The sequence below is a fragment of the Enterococcus pseudoavium NBRC 100491 genome (assembly GCF_001544295.1).
In the GTDB taxonomy this organism is placed as follows: domain Bacteria; phylum Bacillota; class Bacilli; order Lactobacillales; family Enterococcaceae; genus Enterococcus_A; species Enterococcus_A pseudoavium.
In genome coordinates this window covers 53666-73562 of record NZ_BCQF01000001.1, presented here as the reverse complement: position 1 = coordinate 73562, position 19897 = coordinate 53666, and the positions used below count along the sequence as shown (strand labels likewise).

Genomic DNA, 19897 nt, shown 5'->3' with positions numbered 1-19897 from the left:
ATCAAACAAGCTTCGTAGCTACTCACAATACAATGGACTAAAGGTGAGGGCGGTCCGAACAGAAATGTTTGGCTTATTTTCGAGAAAGTTCCTTTTGAAATACCAGTGATTCGAAATAAAGGGTGTGACGAGATTTTTGTCACACCCCTTATTCTTTTTTATGAAAAAGGGCTAATTTGTTAGAGTTTTTGCAAGAAACTCATTATACTTATAGCTAGTGAGTTTCTATAATGAGTAACTAGTAATAGCGCGCAGTTGCAATATCAGGCAATAATTTATTCGAATACTACCCAGAAGCGGCGACAGCTGCTGGACGATAGAAAGGAATTGAGTAGATGTTAAAAAAATTGCTGGCGAATGTCGGTGAATATAAGAAACAGAGTTTACAGACTCCCGTATTTACGATGGGAGAAGTCTTCATGGATGTTATTATGCCTTTGATTATGGCAGGATTGATTGACCATGGAATTGAAAAAAGTGATACCAATGCCATTTTACGTTACGGAGGTTTGCTATTTTTTTGTGCCTTATTTGCGTTAGCGATGGGGACATTAGGTGGAAGAACAGCCGCGATTGCTTCTGCAGGTTTTGCAAAAAATCTGCGACATCATTTATTTGAGCAGATTCAAAGTTTTTCCTTCTCAAATATCGACCGCTTTTCTAGTTCGAGTTTGATTACGCGGATGACGACGGATGTAACGAACGTGCAGAACGCCTATCAAATGGTGATTCGGATTTTAGTTCGCTCCCCTTTGATTTTAATATTTTCACTCGTAATGACTTTCCACATCAATCGGGAATTATCGATGATTTATTTAGTGATCGTTCCAATTATGATTGTAGGGTTGGGCTTGATTATTCGTTTTGCGCATCCATTGTTTGAAAAGGTTTTTCGCACCTATGACCGTTTGAACAATGTTGTGCATGAAAATCTGCAAGGGATTCGTGTTGTGAAATCGTACGTACGAGAAGATTATGAAGAAGAAAAATTTAGTCGAGTTTCACAACTGGTTTTTGATAATTTTACTAAAGCGCAACGGATCGTAGCCTTCAATATGCCATTGCTACAAGTCGCGGTGTACACTTGTATGCTCTTGCTTTCTTGGCTGGGAGCGGAATTGATTGTAGATAAAGGCAATCTGACTACGGGTGAATTAGTCAGTATGTTCAACTACACGATGCAAATTTTGATGAGTTTAATGATGCTGTCGATGACTTTTGTTCAGCTGATGATTGCGCGAACTTCAGCCACTCGAATCACCGAAGTATTGAGCGAAGAGAGTGACTTGAAAAATGGAACCAATCCCTTGACCACAGTTCCTGATGGATCGGTGGAATTTAACGATGTTTGTTTCAGTTACAAAGATGATATGGATAAGCTAGTTTTAGAAAAGATCGATTTGAAAATTGCTTCAGGTGAGGTAATCGGAATTGTTGGCGGAACCGGGAGTTCAAAATCTAGTTTAGTTCAATTGATTCCACGACTTTATGATGTCACCCACGGTGTCGTCAAAGTCGGCGGTCATGATGTTCGTCGCTATGATTTAGAAACGTTACGCGATCAGGTAGGGATGGTGTTACAAAACAATGTATTGTTCAGTGGAACAATCATTGAAAATCTGCGTTGGGGTAACGAGCAAGCTACTGAAGAAGAGGTCATCCAGGCTGCGACGATTGCTCAGGCAGACTCATTTATTCAAGAGTTTCCTGAAAAATACAACACGCTGATTGCTGAAGGCGGCAATAATGTTTCCGGCGGACAGAAGCAGCGTTTAACTATCGCGCGGGCGTTGTTGAAAAAACCGAAAATTTTAATTTTAGATGATTCTACTAGTGCTGTCGATACCAAAACCGATCGCGCGATTCGTGAGGGACTAGCTAAAGAAATTCCTGGGACGACGACGTTCATTATTTCGCAGCGGGTGAGTTCGATCCAAGATGCCGATCGCATCGTTGTTTTAGATGATGGAAAGATTAATGGCATTGGAACGCACGCTCAATTACTTGAAAATAATGTTATTTATCAAGAAATCTTTGAATCCCAACAGAAAGGTTTTGGTGGACATGATGAATAAGAAGACCACTGCTCAATCAAGCCCATTAAGAACCATCAAACGTTTGCTGAAAATCATGGCTGAAGAACACAAAGTACAATTAGTGGTTGTCTTTTTCATGATTTTACTGAGCGCTTTTGCTAATGTACGGGGTTCATTGTTTTTACAAGTTGTAATCGATGATTATATCACGCCTTTGATTGGCCAAAATAATCCGAATTTCACAGGCCTCTTAAAAGCAATCATGACGATGGCCTTGATTTATGTCGTTGGGATTGCCGGGACGCTTTCATATAACTTGATCATGGTAAAAGTTTCAGAAGGAACACAGAAAAAAATTCGTGATCAAATGTTTGAACATTTAGAGACCTTGCCATTGCGCTACTTTGATTCAAATGCTGATGGGGATATTATGAGTCATTTTACGAATGATACAGATACCTTGCGGCAAATGATCTCACAAAGTATTCCTAACTTGATGATGGCACTAGTAACTTTTGTTTCGGTTTTTATCGCGATGTTTTCATTGAGTATTCCTTTAGCGTGTTTTGTAATTGCTTCGGTTTCATTGATGTTCGTAATGCTACGCTTTATTACGAATCGAAGTGGACGCTATTTTGGTGAGCAGCAACGTTCTCTAGGAAAAGTCAACGGCTATATCGAAGAAATGATCCACGGGCAAAAAGTCGTAAAAGTATTCAATCATGAAGAAGTCGCTATGCAGGAATTTGATGTGATCAATGATCAGCTGCAGGAAAGTGCCACAAAAGCGAATGCCACGGCGAATACGTTAATGCCGATCATGATGAATCTGTTGAACATTCAATACGTTTTAGTCGCAATTGTCGGAGGATTGTTTGCTGTTTATGGTGTCTCCGCCTTAACTGTCGGAATGATTGCATCATTCTTACAATTGAGTCGTTCGTTAAATGGACCCATCAGTCAAATTTCACAGCAAATCAATTTTGTGATTATGGCTTTGGCTGGTGCTGACCGGATTTTCCAATTGTTAGATGAAGAATCCGAAGTTGATGATGGTTATGTGACGTTAGTAAATGTCAAAGAAGTCAAAGGTGAGTTGATTGAGACTAAAGAACGGACCGGCACTTGGGCCTGGAAACATCCTCATGAAGATGGAACCATTTCTTATGTCCGCTTGACTGGAGATGTTCGTTTTGAAGATGTTAATTTTGGTTACGAGGACGATCATTTAGTTCTACATGATATCAATTTGTATGCAGAGCCGGGTCAGAAGGTGGCTTTCGTTGGCGCAACTGGAGCGGGCAAGACTACCATCACGAATTTGATCAATCGTTTTTATGATATCCAAGATGGTAAAATTCGCTATGACGGTGTCAATGTCAAGAAAATTAAAAAGGATTCACTACGATCTTCTCTAGGGGTCGTGTTGCAAGATACACATTTGTTTACCGGAACGGTCAAAGAAAATATTCGTTACGGAAATTTAAGTGCGACTGATGAAGAAGTCTATCAAGCCGCAAAATTGTCTAATGCAGATACATTTATCCAACATTTACCTGAAAAATACGAGACCGTCATTACGGGGGATGGTGAAGGACTATCACAAGGCCAGCGCCAATTACTAGCGATTGCTCGGGCAGCGATTGCTGATCCGCCAGTCATGATTTTGGATGAGGCCACTTCAAGTATTGATACCCGAACAGAAGGGATTGTTCAATCTGGTATGGATCGCTTGATGGAAGGCCGAACCGTCTTTGTGATTGCCCATCGCTTATCAACGATTCAAAATTCAGATGTGATCATGGTGATGGATCATGGACGAATCATTGAACGCGGCGACCACGAGAGTCTATTAGCCGAGCATGGAATGTATTACCAGTTATATACAGGAAAAGTCGAATTGGATTAAATTAAGAAATAAGGCGCACCTCGCGGATGTGAGGTGTGCCTTATTGTTGGAACAAGTTAAAGATTACCGCTAAAATGAAAGTAAAGATACAGGAGAGGAAGTAGAAGATGACGCTTGATATTTCACAGCTGAGTGAAGGAGAGCTCCCTGAAGCTAAAAAGCTGATAAAAAAAGTATTTATGACTTTTGAAGCACCGGATTATTCTGATGAGGGAATTACTCATTTTATGCTGTATCTGGCTGAAACGCTCGAAAAGGAAGTTACAACTGGTCAAGTTCGGATTTGGTGTGGGAAAGAGGATCATAAAATTGTGGGTGTTCTAGCGGTCAGACTCCCAGCTCATATCGCTTTGCTTTTTGTCGATGAAACGTATCATCGGCAAGGAATAGCAAAGAAGCTGTATCAAGCGATGCTTTTAGCATTGACACCGAATCACTTGACGGTCAATTCTTCTCCTTACGCTATTCCGATCTATAAAAGACTAGGTTTTCGCTGTGTGGGGCAGGAAGAGGTAGTTTCTGGAATTCGTTTTCAGCCGATGGTTTTAACAAGAGAGGATGGAGAAAAATGAAACGTTTTGCGATGAAAGATTATGGGACAGCAAAAGACGTACTAATCGAGATCGAGGCGGAGGCACGGCCGGTTGACGAGAGCCATGTGCGGGTAGCATTAAAGGCTTTTGCGATTAATCCATATGACGTGGCACTGCGTCAAGGAAAGATGCGTGAATTTCGGACACTGAAGTTTCCTTATGTTTTAGGGAATGATGGGGCAGGGATCGTGACCGAGGTCGGTAATAAAATTGCTCATGTTAAGGTTGGCGATGAAGTAATCATTCATGCGATTGGCGGAACGTATGGTGAAGAAGTCGTGGTTCCTGGAAAAAAAGTCGTAAAAAAACCAGCAACTATGTCGTGGGAGATGGCTGCAGGAGCGGTGACACCGTGGCTGACCACTTATAATTTAGTCACGCATCTATTAGGCGCTAAAATTGGTGAGACCGTCATGGTGCAAGGAGCATCGGGGGCAGTCGGTTCATTGCTGCTTCAATTTTTGAAGCAACAAGGCAAAACGGTGCTGGCCTCGGCCTCTAAACGAAATGAAGCTTTGGTGCGTAGTTTGGGAGCTGATCAATTTGCAGCTTATGATGAGACGGATGTCGGAGCAAAGTTCGCGGATCAAGCAGATACGGTCATTGATGCGACTAAAGGTGGTCAGGCTGGGGAAGCAGGGCAGCAGATCATGAAAGAAGGCGGAAACTTTGTGGCCTTAAATGCCCTACCGAGCAAAACGAAAAAGAGCGGAAATTATTTATCTTTTGCCCCTTCCAAAGAGTATTCAGATGATGAAGCATTAACCGAATTAGCAGAATTAGCTGATAAACTTCACTTAACGATTGCGGAGGTGCTGCCCTTTACGTTAGCCAGTGTGGTTGCGGCGCATGAAAAACTAGAAGGCCACCCCGCTGCTGGCAAGCTCATCATTAAGCAGGTGGACTAAAATGGATCAACAAAAGTGGCTGTTAGTAAGAAAAAATTTTGAAGGTACTGAAGACTTAGCAGACGGCTATTATCGTTTGCGAGAACTTGACGGTGACTATCAGTTGGCTTATTTGATAGCAGGACCTTGTGGGGATAAGGTTCCTCATCCGGCGGTGACTCTGGAACAAGAAGGTAAGCAAGTTCGACCGATTCGTTTGCTTGATCTGGAAGTGACCCCCATTTTGAATTTAGCAGCAGAAACGGGTGATTCAGAACAAATTGAAGCATTGACCGATCAGCTTTTAGATCGCTTTATTAAGATGAAAAAATTAGTTCTTTAAGCGTTTCTTTAGCTTTCCACGAGTGAAAAGGGATACAATTGTGACAAATGAATAGGAATGTCAAAAAAGGTGATTTCAGCTGCTTGAGAGAATTGAAATTAGCCGAAATTCCGTGCTACATTAGTTCAGCGAGAAAAAATAGTAGGTGAAATCAATGAAAGTTCTTCAATCTCTAAAACATACATGGACACTTTTTAAATTAGATTGGCGACGGATTGCTAAAAATCCGATTGCCATTTTACTGATGGCTGCACTGGTCATCATCCCCTCTCTTTATGCTTGGTTCAATATCAAAGCGCTATGGGATCCTTATGCCAATACGGGAGAATTACCGATCGCGGTCTACAGTGCCGATGCCGGGGCAAAATTTCAAGATAAAGATGTCGAAATTGGAAAAGAAGTCGTCAAAAATCTGCATAAGAATAAACAGTTAGGCTGGCGCTTTGTCGATTCAAAAAAACAAGTTGTTGAAGGCGTCAAATCTGGGAAGTACTATGCCGGAATCTATTTACCCAAAGAATTTTCCGAAGATTTATTGAGCTTTACTTCAGGTGATATCAAAAAACCGAAGATTGAATACTATCTAAATCAGAAGATCAATGCGATTGCTCCGAAAATTACCGACAAGGGGGCAGGCTCGATTCAGACAGAAATCAGCCAAGAATTTATCAAGACAGCTAGTTCGACTCTGTTAAAGGTCTTTAACGAGATTGGTTACGATATCGACGCAAACTTAGTCAGCATCAATAAGGTCAAAGATTTGATTTTAACGACTAATGATAATCTAGACGAAATCGATAAATATACTCAAGAAGTTGTTGAAGTTCAGGGGAAAATGCCAGAGTTAAAAGACAAATTAGCAAAAGCCAATGAGTTCTCGGCTTATCTACCTCAAGTAGACGAGATGGGGCAAAAATTGATTACGTTAAATCAAAAAATGCCGGAGATCAAGAAGCAAGCTAGCGTCATCTTGACTCTGCAGCAAAAGATTCCTGAGATTCAACAAGCGGGTAGTCAAATCGCCCAAGTCGACAGTGACTTTGCTGAAATTGAAAAGACGATGAACGACGGGATTAATGAAGCAAAACAAGGGTTAAACATCATTCATCAAGTGCAAACGATCTTACCAGATGTTCAAAAATTGGGAAATCAAGCCGAAGATTTTGCCTCAACAACTAAAGACGGGGCAGAAAAACTGAAAGCAGCGGTACCAAGTATTTCTAGCAGCGTACAAGTAACCTTGCAATCAGTTGGACAAGTAGCGGAGACAACCAATTCATTAGCAGGATCTATTGAAACGGCATTAGAAGATAATCAATTGAGCCAAGAAGAAAAAGATACTCTTGGTAAATTGATTAATAGCTTTATTAAAGGCAATCAAGATCAACAGACTGCGCTTGATTCACTTTCAACGATGATTCAAAATATGAAAGACTTAGCAGATAAAAATGGGAATACCGATGCCAGTCAAAAACTAAGCAATATTTTAACGCTGTTAACAAATGCCAAACAAACTTTAAGTAATTTGAATGATCGATTAAATCGCTTGAACACTGCTATCCAAGATGGCGATATTACTCAAGCTAAAGAATTTTTGGAGCAGGTTCAACAGGCGGCTAAAAATGTAGCCGATGTTGTCAATAGTATTAACGCAGAACAAGTCGGTCAAACGGTCAGCTCGATCCTTGATAAATTGATCAACACGATCACGACTGCGCAAGGTGTTTTAGATCAAGCGCAGCAAATTGATTTTACTTCATTATTGAATTCGACCGAAGGCACGGTAAGCAATGCCATCACCTTCTTAGAGAAATATCAAAAGCAAATGCCGGCGATTGGTCAAGAAGTACATGACGCCAATATCCTGTTGAATGGTCATATGAATGACATCGTCAATGGCATCAATACCGGTGTTGATCTTTATAACAACGAATTGCCAGTTGTTGAGGAAAAATTGGCGTTGGCCGCTAACTTCATGCAAAATGATTGGCCGGGCGTGAAAAAAGATTTGACTGGCGGATTAAAAATTGCTAACGATAAAATGCCGGAAGTAGAGAGTGCATTGAATCTTGCAACAGATTTGATCCAAAATGATTACCCATCCTTACGTGCAGGAATCCAAAAGGCAGCAAAGGCCATCCAACAAGGGGACCAGACGATCGACTTTGGTCAAGTCTTAAAACTATTGAAACTAGATGCACAAAAAGAAAGTGATTTTTTCACGACTCCAGTAGATTTAGAGACCAATACGCTCTATCCCATCGCGAATAACGGTTCGGCGAGTACGCCGTTTTACACGGCTTTGTGTTTATGGGTCGGCGCAGTGTTGTTCTCAAGTGTCACAACGACGGATTTTTTCTTAGATAAAAAAGATCGCGGAAAATATACAAAACGGGAGCAGTTCGGTGCACGGATGCTGACGTATTTAGTGGTCAGCGTCGGTCAGGCTTTGATCGTAACGCTGGGAAATATGTTCTTGTTAGGGGTTTACGTGAAAAATCCGGTTTACAGTGTCCTTTTTGCTGTTTTAGTTGCGCTAGCCTTTATGATGATCGTTTATGTGCTAGTGGCTCTGTTTGGAACGGTCGGTAAGGGGATTGCCATCATTATCCTCGTACTGTCGATTTCCGGTGGAGGTGGGAACTATCCGATTCAAGTCTCCGGTAAGTTTTTCCAAGCCGTCAATCCATGGCTACCTTTCACGCATGCTGTCAACTTGTTGCGTGAGAGTGCTGGAGGAATCTATTGGCCAAACGCAACCCAAGATATCATCATTATGATCGTACTGTTTGTCGTCTTTGGTATCTTAGGAACCTGGGCATATCCAGTCTTGCAGCCGCATTTGACGAAGCTGACAAAAGTCGCTCATGAGAGCAAAATCTTTCATTAAAATCAAGCAGACAAAACAACAGCGTATTTCTGTTGTTTTGTCTGCTTTCATGTTTTACTTAAGTTATGAAAAACCGTTGAAAAAGCATTGACATTTGGTCTGAGGACGAGTAATATTTCGCTTGTTTGCCTTTTTTAAAGCTGTTAATTCAGTGCTAAATAGGTAAATATTCCGATGATCAAAGTTTACAGGACTTTGAAAATCATCTGCGGTTTTATTTGAAAAATAAATAGGTTAATTAATAAAAAAAGGAGTGAGTCTTGTGGATTATCTTAAACGCTTGCTGGTTGGACGACCACTGAAGTCGTCTGAAAATGATGATCAAAATTTATCACGTTTTGCGGCGTTAGCGATGCTTTCATCTGATGCGTTGTCTTCTGTTGCGTATGGAACGGAACAGATCGTGGTCGTTCTGATTACCTTATCAACTGCGGCGATTTGGTATTCTTTGCCCATTGCGGCAGTAGTCTTGGTTTTATTGACGTCCCTAATTTTATCGTATCGTCAAATTATCCATGCCTATCCTCATGGTGGCGGCGCATATGTCGTGAGTAGTGAAAATTTAGGGAAGAATGCTGGCTTGGTCGCAGGTGGATCACTTTTGATCGACTATATGCTGACCGTGGCGGTCTCTGTATCGGCTGGTGCTGAGGCAATTGCTTCTGCAATTCCCGCCTTGTATCATCATCGTGTTTTAATTTCTGTCATTATTGTTTTATTATTGATGTTGATGAATTTACGTGGTTTGCGTGAAAGCGCGGGACTGTTGATGGTTCCGGTCTACAGCTTTATTACAGTGATTACTATTTTGATTATCGTGGGTTTAGTAAAAATCTTTTCTGGTGCCGCACCGATGCATGCAACGACCCAGGTTGGCGCAGTAGTTCCAGGAATATCAATCGCACTGCTGTTGCGGGCATTTTCATCAGGTTCTTCTTCATTAACTGGGGTCGAAGCGATTAGTAATGCCGTACCGTTCTTTAAGAAACCGCGGGCCAAAAATGCAGCCGGAACTTTAGCGATGATGGGTGTGATTCTCGGCTTCTTCTTCACTGGTATCACTTTCTTGAACTATTGGTTTGGAATTGTTCCGACTGAAAAAGTGACGGTGTTGTCACAAGTTGGAGAAGCTGTTTTTGGGAAAGGCATCTTTTATTATCTGCTACAATTTGTGACTGCCTTGATTTTGGCAGTGGCTGCTAATACAGGATTTTCAGCCTTCCCAGTCTTAGCTTATAATTTGGCAAAGGATAAATTCTTGCCTCACCGCTATCAAGATCGTGGAGATCGCTTGGGGTATTCCAATGGGATCATTACATTAGCGTTAGGCTCAATTATTCTATTGTTGATTTTCCAAGGTTCGACCGAACGTTTGATTCCATTATATTCAGTCGGTGTATTTATTCCCTTTACCTTGTCGCAAACCGGAATGGTTTTAAAATGGCGTAAAGAAGGTCAGCACTGGGTCAGAAAATCTATTGCTAATATCATTGGTGCTTTGATTTCCTTTGCAATTGTTCTCATCTTGTTTGTGTATCGCTTACCAGATATTTGGCCCTTCTTCATCATTATGCCAATCTTGATTTTTGCATTTTACCAAGTTCATAAACATTATAAAAATGTTGCGGAACAGTTGCGGCTATCAGATGAGGTCGAATTACATGAATATGAAGGAAATACAGTGATTGTCCTAGTCGGTAATGTGACACAAGTGAATATTGGAGCGATTAATTATGCCCGTTCAATCGGAGATTATGTAATCGCCATGCACGTTTCTTTGGAAGAAAATGAAGAGAAGGAAAAAGAGATTCGTCATGAATTTCGAGAAAAATTCCCAGATGTTCGTTTTTCAGTCGTTCGTTCGCCGTATCGTTCGATTGTTAACCCAGTCAGTCGTTACGTGGATCGGGTAAGTAAAAATGCACGCGAACACAATTATACAACGACTGTTTTGATTCCAGAATTTGTTCCTAATAGAACGTGGAAACGCTCGTTGCATAATCAAACGGCGATGCGTCTGCGCTTCCGTTTATCTTATCGCGACGATATTATTATCAGTACCTATAATTACCATCTAAAAAAATAGTGAGTTCGTGAAAGAGCGTGCCGTTATGACGGGGCGCTCTTTTTGTCTGCAGATTTTCCAAACTGTTTTTTTAAATCAGAGCTACTTTTTTTTAGGCGGTTCGTAAGCGAAATTTTTAAGAAATAATCAAAGATTAATCGATTGAAACGGATTCATTTCATTTTTTGAACAAAAGGGTTGATTTTAATCGCTAATAGATGTAATATCAAACAGCATTAATTACTAACACTGTTAGCTATTAATAAAATGATTGTTATTTTTTTGGAGAAGGAGGAGTCTGATGACATTCGCAGAAGAGGCTGAACGGGAACTGATGCAGCTGATGGTGGAAAATCGCCATGGGGCGTTCAGTAAAATGGAAAAGAGCAACAAAGGAGCAAATATTGTCATTAAGGTGTTGGATCGTTTGGGAGAACCTACGAATCCTAAACATTTGGCTGAAACGTTGAATTTATCCACTGCGCGAATCGCCGCTGTGTTAGGAAACTTGGAAAAACGCGGATTGATTATTCGAACGATGGACGCGGATGATCGCCGCCGAATCAATGTACGCTTAACAGAAAGCGGAAAAAAGGTAGCGGCCGCTGAAAAGCTGGACATGCGGAATAAAATTATTCGTGTGTTTGAAATGATGGGTGAAGAGGATACGAAGAAATACCTTGAATTGACAGCTAGGTTTGTCGGCTACTCTAAACAATTATCTGAAGAAGAGGAAGGTGAGCAAGAGTGAAGATTTTTAAATATCTCGCTAAATACTGGTACGCAATTATTGCCGTATTATTACTTTTAATCGTGCAGGCCTCAAGTGATCTAAGCTTGCCGAGTTTAACATCGGATATCGTGGATGTCGGTATTCAACAAGGGGGACTGGAGCAGTCGACCCCCGATAAAATTAGAAAATCAACGCTTCAAGGACTTGAGCTTTTCATGACGGAAGAAGAAAAGCAAACCATCGAAGACAATTACAAAGAGGCAACTCAAACCATTGATGGTAAGAAAGTTGCTATTTATAAATTAGATTTACAAAAAGACATGACCAAAGAAAAGTTAGCGGACATCTTTAACTTGCCAATGATGATGATTGCTTCAACCCGAGCGACTGATAGTAGCAACGGTAAAGAGGCTAAGGCTATTTTAGCGGACTATCAAGGGATTGCCAAAGACGCAGCTAAGGCTCAAGCTCTGGGGGATGAAGCCAAAGCATTAGGGGAACAAGCCCAAGCCGCCGGAAAAGCTGCAGCTGCAGCAACCGATGGCGCAACTGCAGCTGCTAAAGGTGCGGAGGCCCAACGTTTAGCGACAGAAGCCCAGGCAAAGGGAGCTGAAGCACAAAAGCTTGGCAACTCCATCAAAGAAAAAAATGATGCGATGCCAGCTAGAGTGGAATCTGCACGTAAAGCAACTAAAGACGAATTAGGGGATGTCGGGGCAGATTCATTGAAGACTGTGGGAATTCAAATGACTTTAGCTGAATATAAAGCCTTGAACATTAACACTGAGAAAATCCAAACCGATTATATGATTAAGACCGGTGCCAAAATGCTTGGTTTAACACTGTTATCTGCAGTGGCCGCTATTATTGTTGGTTTGATTGCTTCATTAGTTGCAGCGACGGTTGGTAGAAATCTACGGGTTGGCCAATATGAACAGACTTTAGCTTTTTCAAACAATGAAATGGAAAAATTCTCTCCTGCGTCATTGATTACCCGAAATACCAATGACATCCAACAAATTCAAATGGGGATCGTCATGGTTATGAGAATGGTTTTATATGCCCCAATTTTAGGTATCGGCGGCGTGTATAGAGTTTATAAAACAGGAACTGGAATGGGCTGGATTGTTGGTGTAGCCGTTGGCGCAGTGCTTTTATTAGTAGTTACTTTGCTAGTTACGACGATGCCGAAATTCAAAATTTTGCAAAAATTAGTGGACCGCGTGAACTTAGTTTCTCGTGAAATCATTACTGGTTTACCAGTTATTCGTGCATTTTCTCGTGAGCAGTATGAAGAAAAACGTTTCGATGGTGCGAATAGCGATTTGATGAAAACACAACTATTTGTCAACCGAGCAATGTCATTGATGATGCCGTTAATGATGCTATTAATGAATGGAATCTCAGTCCTAATCGTTTGGGTTGGCGGACATAATATGGATATGGGTCAACTTCAAGTTGGTGATATGATGGCCTTCATTACGTACACAATGCAAATCGTGATGGCCTTTATGATGTTGTCGATGGTATCGATCATTCTACCGCGGTCCAATGTTGCTGCTGGACGGGTGGATGAAGTTTTAAATACTGAACCATCCATCAAAGATCCAGAACAACCAAAAGACGATCACGACTTTAAAGGTGAAGTGAAATTTGAAGGTGTCGAATTCCGTTATAGCGATGCCGATGCCGATGTTCTGCATCATATTAACTTCACTGCGAAACCAGGTCAGACGACTGCTCTAATCGGTTCAACCGGTTCGGGTAAATCAACAATCGTTAACTTGATTCCACGTCTGTTCGACGTAACCGGCGGTCGGATCACGATTGACGGTATTGATATTCGTGAGATGAGTCAACATAAGCTACATGAAATCATGGGCTTTGTTCCACAAAAAGGGGTCTTATTCTCTGGTGATATCGCGTCAAATATCAAATTTGGCGATGCTGATATTTCAGATGAACAAATGAAGAAAGCTGCGGAAATCGCTCAAGCTGATGAGTTCATCAAATCGAATGAAAAAGGCTTTGACCGTGCGATCTCACAAGGTGGAACGAACGTTTCCGGTGGACAAAAACAACGTTTATCAATTGCACGGGCGCTAGCGAAAAATCCTAAGATCTTGATTTTTGATGACTCTTTCTCAGCATTGGATAATAAAACCGATGTGGCACTGCGGAAAGCTTTAGCTGAAAATGTTAAAGGTGTAACACAAATCATCGTCGCACAAAAGATCTCAACGATTTTACATGCCGATAATATCATCGTTTTAGATGAAGGACGCGTGGTTGCGCAAGGACGTCATGAAGAATTAATGGAAACGTCAAAAGTTTATCAGGAAATTGCGCAGTCGCAATTAAGTAACGCTGAACTTGGCATAGAAGAAGCGGATTAAGGAGGAGCGAATAAAATGGCAGAAGAAAAACAAAATCGCCCTCGTGGTGGCGGACATGTTCCTGGACGTGGGGTTGCTGCGCCAGCAGAAAAAGCGAAAAACTTTAAAGGCACCATCAAGAAGTTAGTTTCGTATTTGGGCGCATATAAGATCGCTGTTTTCTTTGTAATGATTTTCGCGATTGCCTCAACGATTTTTAATATCTGGGGTCCGAAAATTTTATCAAAGGCAATTACCGAACTATTTAACGGGCTAATCAAGAAATACCAAGGAACAGGCGATATCAACTTTGATAAAATCGGTGGTATCTTACTGTTCATGCTGGGATTATACGTAGTCGCTTCACTATTTTGGATCATTCAAGGTTGGATCATGTCAACGATCTCGCAAAAGATCACGTATCGGATGCGGAAAGAGATTTCTGAAAAAATCAACCGGATGCCAATGAACTATTTTGAGAGCCGGACGACCGGTGAAGTTCTTTCGCGGATCACCAATGACGTGGACACGTTGGGGCAATCATTGAACCAAAGTTTGACTCAATTAATCACCTCGACATTTACGATTATCGGGGTCATCGTGATGATGCTTTCTATCTCAGTTAAGATGACTGGAATCGCGATCTTGATCGTACCGATCTCATTAGTATTGATTATGATCGTAGTAAAAAATTCACAAAAATATTTCAAAACGCAACAAGAATATCTAGGTGTTATTAACGGGCAAGTGGAAGAAACCATTGGCGGTTATACGATTGTTCGTTTGTTTAACGATGAAGAGAACTCTTTGAAAGAATTTAAAGAACAAAATGATGTGTTGTTTAAATCAGCTTGGAAATCACAATTTCTTTCTGGCTTGATGCAGCCGATCATGAACTTTGTTGGTAACTTAGGATATGTTGGTGTAGCGATTGCTGGTGGGGTCATGGCCTATAATGGTGTGATTACTGTTGGGGACATCCAAGCCTTCATCCAGTATGTGCGTAACTTGACTCAACCAATCGCGCAGCTTGCTCAAGTATCCAATCTATTACAATCAATGGCGGCCGCTGCTGAACGAGTTTTTGAGTTCTTAGAAGAAGACGAAGAAGATCAGACAGCTGAAAATCCGGTTAAAATTGATAAAGCCGAAGGAATGGTTGACTTTGAACATGTCAAATTTGGTTACACACCAGACAAGATCGTCATCCAAGACTTTACTTCCCATGTTGATCCAGGCCAAACGGTAGCAATCGTTGGACCGACGGGAGCCGGAAAAACAACGATGGTTAAATTATTGATGCGTTTTTACGATGTCAATTCTGGCGCCATCAAGATCGATGGTCACAACATCAAAGATTTCAACCGTGCAGATTTGCGTAAGAATATTGGGATGGTCTTGCAAGATACATGGTTGTTCAAAGGCACCATCATGGACAATCTGCGTTATGGACGCTTAGATGCGACTGATGAAGAAGTTTACGCAGCAGCCAAAGCCGCTCACGTCGATCACTTCATCAAGACTTTACCGGGCGGCTATGACATGGAACTGAATGAAGAATCTTCTAATATCTCACAAGGTCAAAAACAATTACTGACGATTGCTCGTGCGATCTTAGCAGACAAACCAATTTTGATCTTAGATGAAGCCACGTCGTCAGTTGATACGCGGACTGAAGGATTGATCCAAGAAGCCATGAACAACTTGATGAAAGGGCGAACGTCATTCGTGATCGCTCACCGTCTATCAACGATTAAAGATGCTGATAAGATTTTGTACATGCAAGGTGGAGACATCAAAGAACAAGGTAGCCACGAAGAATTATTGGCACAAAATGGACTTTATGCTGCGTTGTATAACTCACAATTTGAAGAATTGACAGATTAAAAAAATAGACCGAGTATCTTTTTGAGATGCTCGGTCTATTTTTATCAGTTTTTCTATCGGAAAACCGAACTACACAGGTGAGTTAGCTATTATTTTTTGTTGATAGTGCATGACTGTTAATGATAGTTTTTATCTGTGATCATCTTGGTTTTATTTTCGTAAGTGACAGTAATCCTAGTTCCAGCGTAATCCCTATTTTTGGTTTTATTCCAGGTAGCCATCGATCTTGGCGGCATACCGTAGTCCGATTTTTCCCAACTAGTCACTGTATCTGGTGTACCGACGAGTTTTTCTAATTCTTCGTAATTTGAACCGCCTTCGAAAGTATATTTTTCATTGTCAGCGTCATAGTACTCTGTGGCGACTTTTACAGAATCATAGATATTTTGTGTCCAATTGCTTGGAAAGCTTTTTTTTAATGAAGAATTTGGAACCGGTTTGATGGGTTTATAGGATGTTTTATCCACACTATTGAAATATGTCAGCAAAACGATTGAAAAGAAAAAACTCGCAAACACTATCCCCAGAACAAGTCTCGTACTTTTCTTTTTAGGGTCAGGTGGTGGAATGCTTGGTTTTGGTACGGTATCTTTTTTGGGGGTTAAATAAAGTGAACCGCAGTAGTCACACTTCCAGCCGTTCTCTACTTGATGAAATTTGGTACTTCCACAATTCATACACTCTTTATTTTTCATGATAAAGGCCATCCGATCTGTAATTTTTCGGGAAGTCATCTGGATACTTGCCTAAACCTGCACGCGGATACTTTTCCGGCAGGCGATTGAATGAGACGTACTTTACAATTGGGGTAACGTAACTGACGTGATCATTTTCAAAATAGACATTTGGTTTTCCTTGTTTCTCGTAGTTGAATTGCTTGTCATAATTGCCGTGGGAACTATCTTGAGCAATGATCATAAGTGCTCTGACTTCACGCCAAGTCAAATTTCCTTGTAGCCAGTCTGCTCTGATTTTTTTTTGCCTCGTAGGAAGTTGGCTGGCTATTTTCATCAAAAGTGACAACTAAATTTTTTTTGATTTTTTGAGTGTCGGTAATAATTTCGTCAGGATTCCCCCAAATCCTTAGAATATCCTCACTGGTGTATTGATCAAAATCTGGTCCGAAGGCTGCGAGAAATCCTGCTTCTCGATAATAGGTTGTTATCGAGAATTCAGAATCGGGATTTTCGATGATCATATCTTTTTTAGGCGGTTCTTTGGCTTGATTTTTTATCAATTGGTCATGTTCATTTTGTGCATCCGCTAAGCGCTGTTCGAATTTTCCGGTCTGCTCTCCACCGTATTCCGCAATCGAGGCTTTGGCTAGATTGATTTCTTCTTGGTTGAGTGAAAGTTCTGCAATTCGTACATTTCGCTCAGGATTTTTTAACTGGCTTACTGAATATTTTCCGCGTTCATTCCCTTTCGAGTTAGTTGCGGGAAGATTAATTACCTTACTTATCTGTGAAAATCCCTTGGATTCAAAGATAAAGTAGTAGCTGCCCAAAATAAGTACAAGGATCAGTAACGGAGTGATTCGCGTAACAATAGGTAGGATGCTCTTCTTCTCAATCTCAACTGTCTCATCTAACTCGTAAACGGTGTGACAGTAATCGCATTCATACCCTTCTTCAGTTTTATTAAAGTGGTTGCCACCGCAATATTTACAAACTAACCCTTTCATTTTTCACCCTAATCGTTTTGAGAAATAGCAAAACGATTCATTCCTTTTATTTTTGTCTATTATATTAGAACAGTCGTTGTTACTAAATGATACCATGGAGCAATTATCGGAGGGAATAGGAAGATGATTTTTTTGTGGGCATAAGCTTGAGAGGCGTTGAACTTTTTTTAGTATCTGTGATGAAGAGGTTGGATTTGAGTTGTTGAATAGTAATTAAAAAGAGTCGCTTTGTTTGAATTACTTTCAAACAAAGCGACTCTTTTAGATTTATCTACTCGTCTTCGTTGCTGGATCTAATTTACGTTCAACCATTCCTAGCAGCCAATCCGTCATAATCGCCATCAATGCAGTGGGCAAAGCACCAGCTAAAATCAATGATGTTCCATCAGTTGCATTGGTTCCTCGGATGATGATATCTCCTAATCCGCCAGCGCCAACAAAGGCACCGATAGCAGTGATTCCAATTGCAACGACTAAGGCATTCCGAATTCCGGCCATGATCACCGAAACGGATAAAGGTAGCTCGATCATATAAAGCCGTTGCCAAGAGGTCATTCCCATCCCCGTTCCGACATCTAAGGCATTTTTGTCAACTTGTCGCATGCCAGTATAGGTATTTTTAATGATTGGCAGTAATGAGTATAGGAAAACAGTTAAAATGACGACATTTACACCTAGACCTAGGCCGATCATTAAAATTGAAATCATCGCTAGTGAAGGAATCGTTTGGATAATATTAGCGATTCGCATCACCCAGTTCGCTAACTTGTAATGTTTGGAGATAAAGATCCCGATTGGAATCCCTACGATTGCCGCGAACAGTACACCATAGATCGAAATCAGAAAGTGACGGACAAACTGACTGAAAACGTAGGCGCCGTTTGTTTGGAAATAAGTAATAAATTGTTGGAAGGTGTTCATGTTTTCCATTGTTGCCTCACTCCTTTTCGAAATAATTGTGCTGTTTTAAGAAATCTTCTGCCACAACAGAAGGTTCAACTAAATCGTTGTCGGCACGATAATTTAATTTTTGCATTTCTTTTGTATCGATTGTTCCTTCCAAACGTTTTAAGGCTGTTCGGATTTTTGGGTTTTTCTTTAATACTTCGTCTGTCGCGATTGCCGCCGCATCATAAGGTGGGAAGAAGTTGAGGTCGTCTTCCAACATCACGAGATCATAGCTGGCGATCCGTCCATCCGTTGAATAACCTAAAACGATATCCATTTTTCCAGCATCAACGGCATCATAGACGAGACCAATCTGCATCGGTAAAATCGAAGCAAATTCAAAGTCATAAGCTTTTTTGAACCCGTCGTAGCCATCACCTTCACGAGTAATCCAAGCTGTGTCCACACCTGCTTTCAACTCACCTGCGTGTTTTTTCAGGTCGCTGACTTTTTTCAAATTATATTTTTCTGCGGTGTCTTTTCGTACTAAGAAAACATAGGTATTGTCAAAGCCGTAAGAAGAGAACCAAGTCTGTTGATAGCGTTTTTCAAATTCTGTCTTGACGGTTTTAAATGCTTGTTTCGGATCTTTTTCCGCCGGCAAGCCAAGCGTAGTAGTCAAGTCTGTTCCTGTGTAACGAGCGGCCGAGATGGAGGCATCCTGATTCATCATGGCTTGATGATTAATTGTTGTTGTTGCTAGATTATTGATGATGGTCGTATCTAGATCGGTGTAATGCTTAATCATACCGGAAACCAAACTCGCTAGAATTTGAGATTCTGACGTGATTCCCCCAGTGATCCCAATCGTCTCTTCACTATCATTAGAGGCTAAGCCAGGAAAGGAACAACTACTTAGAAAAAGTAATGAAAGACCAAGTAACGCCCAAATTTTTATTTTTTTCATTCGTTACTCCTCCTTTCTTAATGCCGCAGGGGTCATACGATCTTCTAAGAAACCGAGCAATAGATCTACAATCAGTGCCATCAAAATAACCGGCACAGTCCCTGCGATAATCAAAGGTGGTTGGAAATTATTCAAACCGCTGAAGATCAGATCACCTAATCCGCCGGCACCAATGTAAGAAGCTAAGGTTGCCCAGGCGATGACGTAGACCGCCGCCAGCCGGACTCCGGCCATGATTGTTGGGACAGCGATCGGCAGTTCGACGGCAAAAATGGATTGCAGATTGGTCATGCCCATCCCTTTAGCGACATCGCGGTAGTTGCTATCCACATTCTTCATCCCGATAAAAGTATTTCGTAAGATTGGCAATAAAGAATAGATAAACAATGCAATGATCGCTGGCAATTTACCGACACCGAAAAAGGGGATCATCAATGCTAAAAGAGCTAATGAAGGAACAGTCTGTAAGACACTCGCGATTCCGATCACAAAACTTGAAATCTTTGGTAAGCGCGTTAAAAGAATCCCTAAAGGAACGGCAACCAAAATGCCCAAGCCTAAGGCAATCGCCGAGATATATAGATGTTCAGCACTTTTTGTCAGCATTTGACCACCATATTCATTGATGAATGCTTGCATC

General features: G+C 41.1%; 16 protein-coding genes. 10 read left to right on the top strand and 6 right to left on the bottom strand.

The window, feature by feature from the left end:
* Nucleotides 1-335: 335 nt before the first annotated feature.
* The 10 genes from EP1_RS00305 (at nt 336) to EP1_RS00260 (ending at nt 15718) form a co-directional block, all read left to right on the top strand.
* The gene (locus EP1_RS00305) at nt 336-2075 is read left to right on the top strand and encodes an ABC transporter ATP-binding protein (RefSeq protein WP_067621689.1); all 1740 of its coding nucleotides are present in this window, start codon (nt 336-338) and stop codon (nt 2073-2075) included.
* A complete protein-coding gene (locus EP1_RS00300; protein ID WP_376717050.1) occupies nt 2068-3945 on the top strand; it encodes an ABC transporter ATP-binding protein in 1878 nt (625 codons plus the stop codon). The genes EP1_RS00305 and EP1_RS00300 overlap by 8 nt, the downstream gene beginning before the upstream one ends.
* A 107-nt stretch (nt 3946-4052) precedes the next feature.
* The gene (locus EP1_RS00295; protein WP_067621680.1) at nt 4053-4517 is read left to right on the top strand and encodes a GNAT family N-acetyltransferase; all 465 of its coding nucleotides are present in this window, start codon (nt 4053-4055) and stop codon (nt 4515-4517) included.
* The gene (locus tag EP1_RS00290; RefSeq protein ID WP_067621677.1) at nt 4514-5446 is read left to right on the top strand and encodes an NADP-dependent oxidoreductase; all 933 of its coding nucleotides are present in this window, start codon (nt 4514-4516) and stop codon (nt 5444-5446) included. Before EP1_RS00295 ends, EP1_RS00290 begins: the two co-directional genes overlap by 4 nt.
* A 1-nt stretch (nt 5447) precedes the next feature.
* Nucleotides 5448-5768: a hypothetical protein gene (locus EP1_RS00285; RefSeq protein ID WP_067621675.1), complete on the top strand. Its 321-nt coding sequence runs from the start codon at nt 5448-5450 to the stop codon at nt 5766-5768.
* A gap of 154 nt (nt 5769-5922) precedes the next feature.
* Entirely contained in the window at nt 5923-8658 is a 2736-nt protein-coding gene (locus EP1_RS00280; protein WP_067621674.1) for a YhgE/Pip domain-containing protein, read from the top strand.
* A 262-nt stretch (nt 8659-8920) separates the two neighbouring features.
* The gene (gene kimA / locus EP1_RS00275; RefSeq protein WP_067621673.1) at nt 8921-10744 is read left to right on the top strand and encodes a potassium transporter KimA; all 1824 of its coding nucleotides are present in this window, start codon (nt 8921-8923) and stop codon (nt 10742-10744) included.
* 280 nt (nt 10745-11024) lie between these two features.
* Complete coding sequence (locus tag EP1_RS00270) at nt 11025-11474, top strand: MarR family winged helix-turn-helix transcriptional regulator (protein ID WP_067621672.1); 450 nt, start codon at nt 11025-11027, stop codon at nt 11472-11474.
* Nucleotides 11471-13852 carry an ABC transporter ATP-binding protein gene (locus EP1_RS00265; protein WP_067621671.1) on the top strand — a complete coding sequence of 794 codons (2382 nt, stop codon included), beginning with the start codon at nt 11471-11473 and terminating at the stop codon, nt 13850-13852. The genes EP1_RS00270 and EP1_RS00265 overlap by 4 nt, the downstream gene beginning before the upstream one ends.
* A gap of 15 nt (nt 13853-13867) precedes the next feature.
* Nucleotides 13868-15718 (top strand): ABC transporter ATP-binding protein, encoded by a 1851-nt coding sequence (locus EP1_RS00260; protein ID WP_067621670.1) that lies wholly within the window; start codon nt 13868-13870, stop codon nt 15716-15718.
* Between the two features lie 116 nt (nt 15719-15834).
* Here the strand turns inward: EP1_RS00260 and EP1_RS00255 are convergent, their stop codons facing one another.
* The 6 genes from EP1_RS00255 to EP1_RS00235 all read right to left on the bottom strand — a co-directional run bounded on the left by EP1_RS00255 (nt 15835) and on the right by EP1_RS00235 (nt 19896).
* A complete protein-coding gene (locus EP1_RS00255) occupies nt 15835-16413 on the bottom strand; it encodes a hypothetical protein (protein ID WP_067621668.1) in 579 nt (192 codons plus the stop codon).
* Nucleotides 16403-16636: a hypothetical protein gene (locus EP1_RS13720; RefSeq protein ID WP_281176156.1), complete on the bottom strand. Its 234-nt coding sequence runs from the start codon at nt 16634-16636 to the stop codon at nt 16403-16405. Before EP1_RS13720 ends, EP1_RS00255 begins: the two co-directional genes overlap by 11 nt.
* Nucleotides 16637-16649: 13 nt before the next feature.
* Entirely contained in the window at nt 16650-17402 is a 753-nt protein-coding gene (locus EP1_RS13715) for a DUF4947 domain-containing protein (RefSeq protein WP_281176155.1), read from the bottom strand.
* 267 nt (nt 17403-17669) lie between these two features.
* Entirely contained in the window at nt 17670-18332 is a 663-nt protein-coding gene (locus tag EP1_RS00245) for an ABC transporter permease (RefSeq protein WP_067621667.1), read from the bottom strand.
* A 7-nt stretch (nt 18333-18339) separates the two neighbouring features.
* Nucleotides 18340-19257, bottom strand: a complete 918-nt coding sequence (locus EP1_RS00240) for an osmoprotectant ABC transporter substrate-binding protein (protein ID WP_067621666.1) — start codon at nt 19255-19257, stop codon at nt 18340-18342.
* Nucleotides 19258-19260: 3 nt separating this feature from the next.
* Nucleotides 19261-19896: an ABC transporter permease gene (locus EP1_RS00235; RefSeq protein WP_067621665.1), complete on the bottom strand. Its 636-nt coding sequence runs from the start codon at nt 19894-19896 to the stop codon at nt 19261-19263.
* Between the last annotated feature and the right edge of the window lies 1 nt (nt 19897).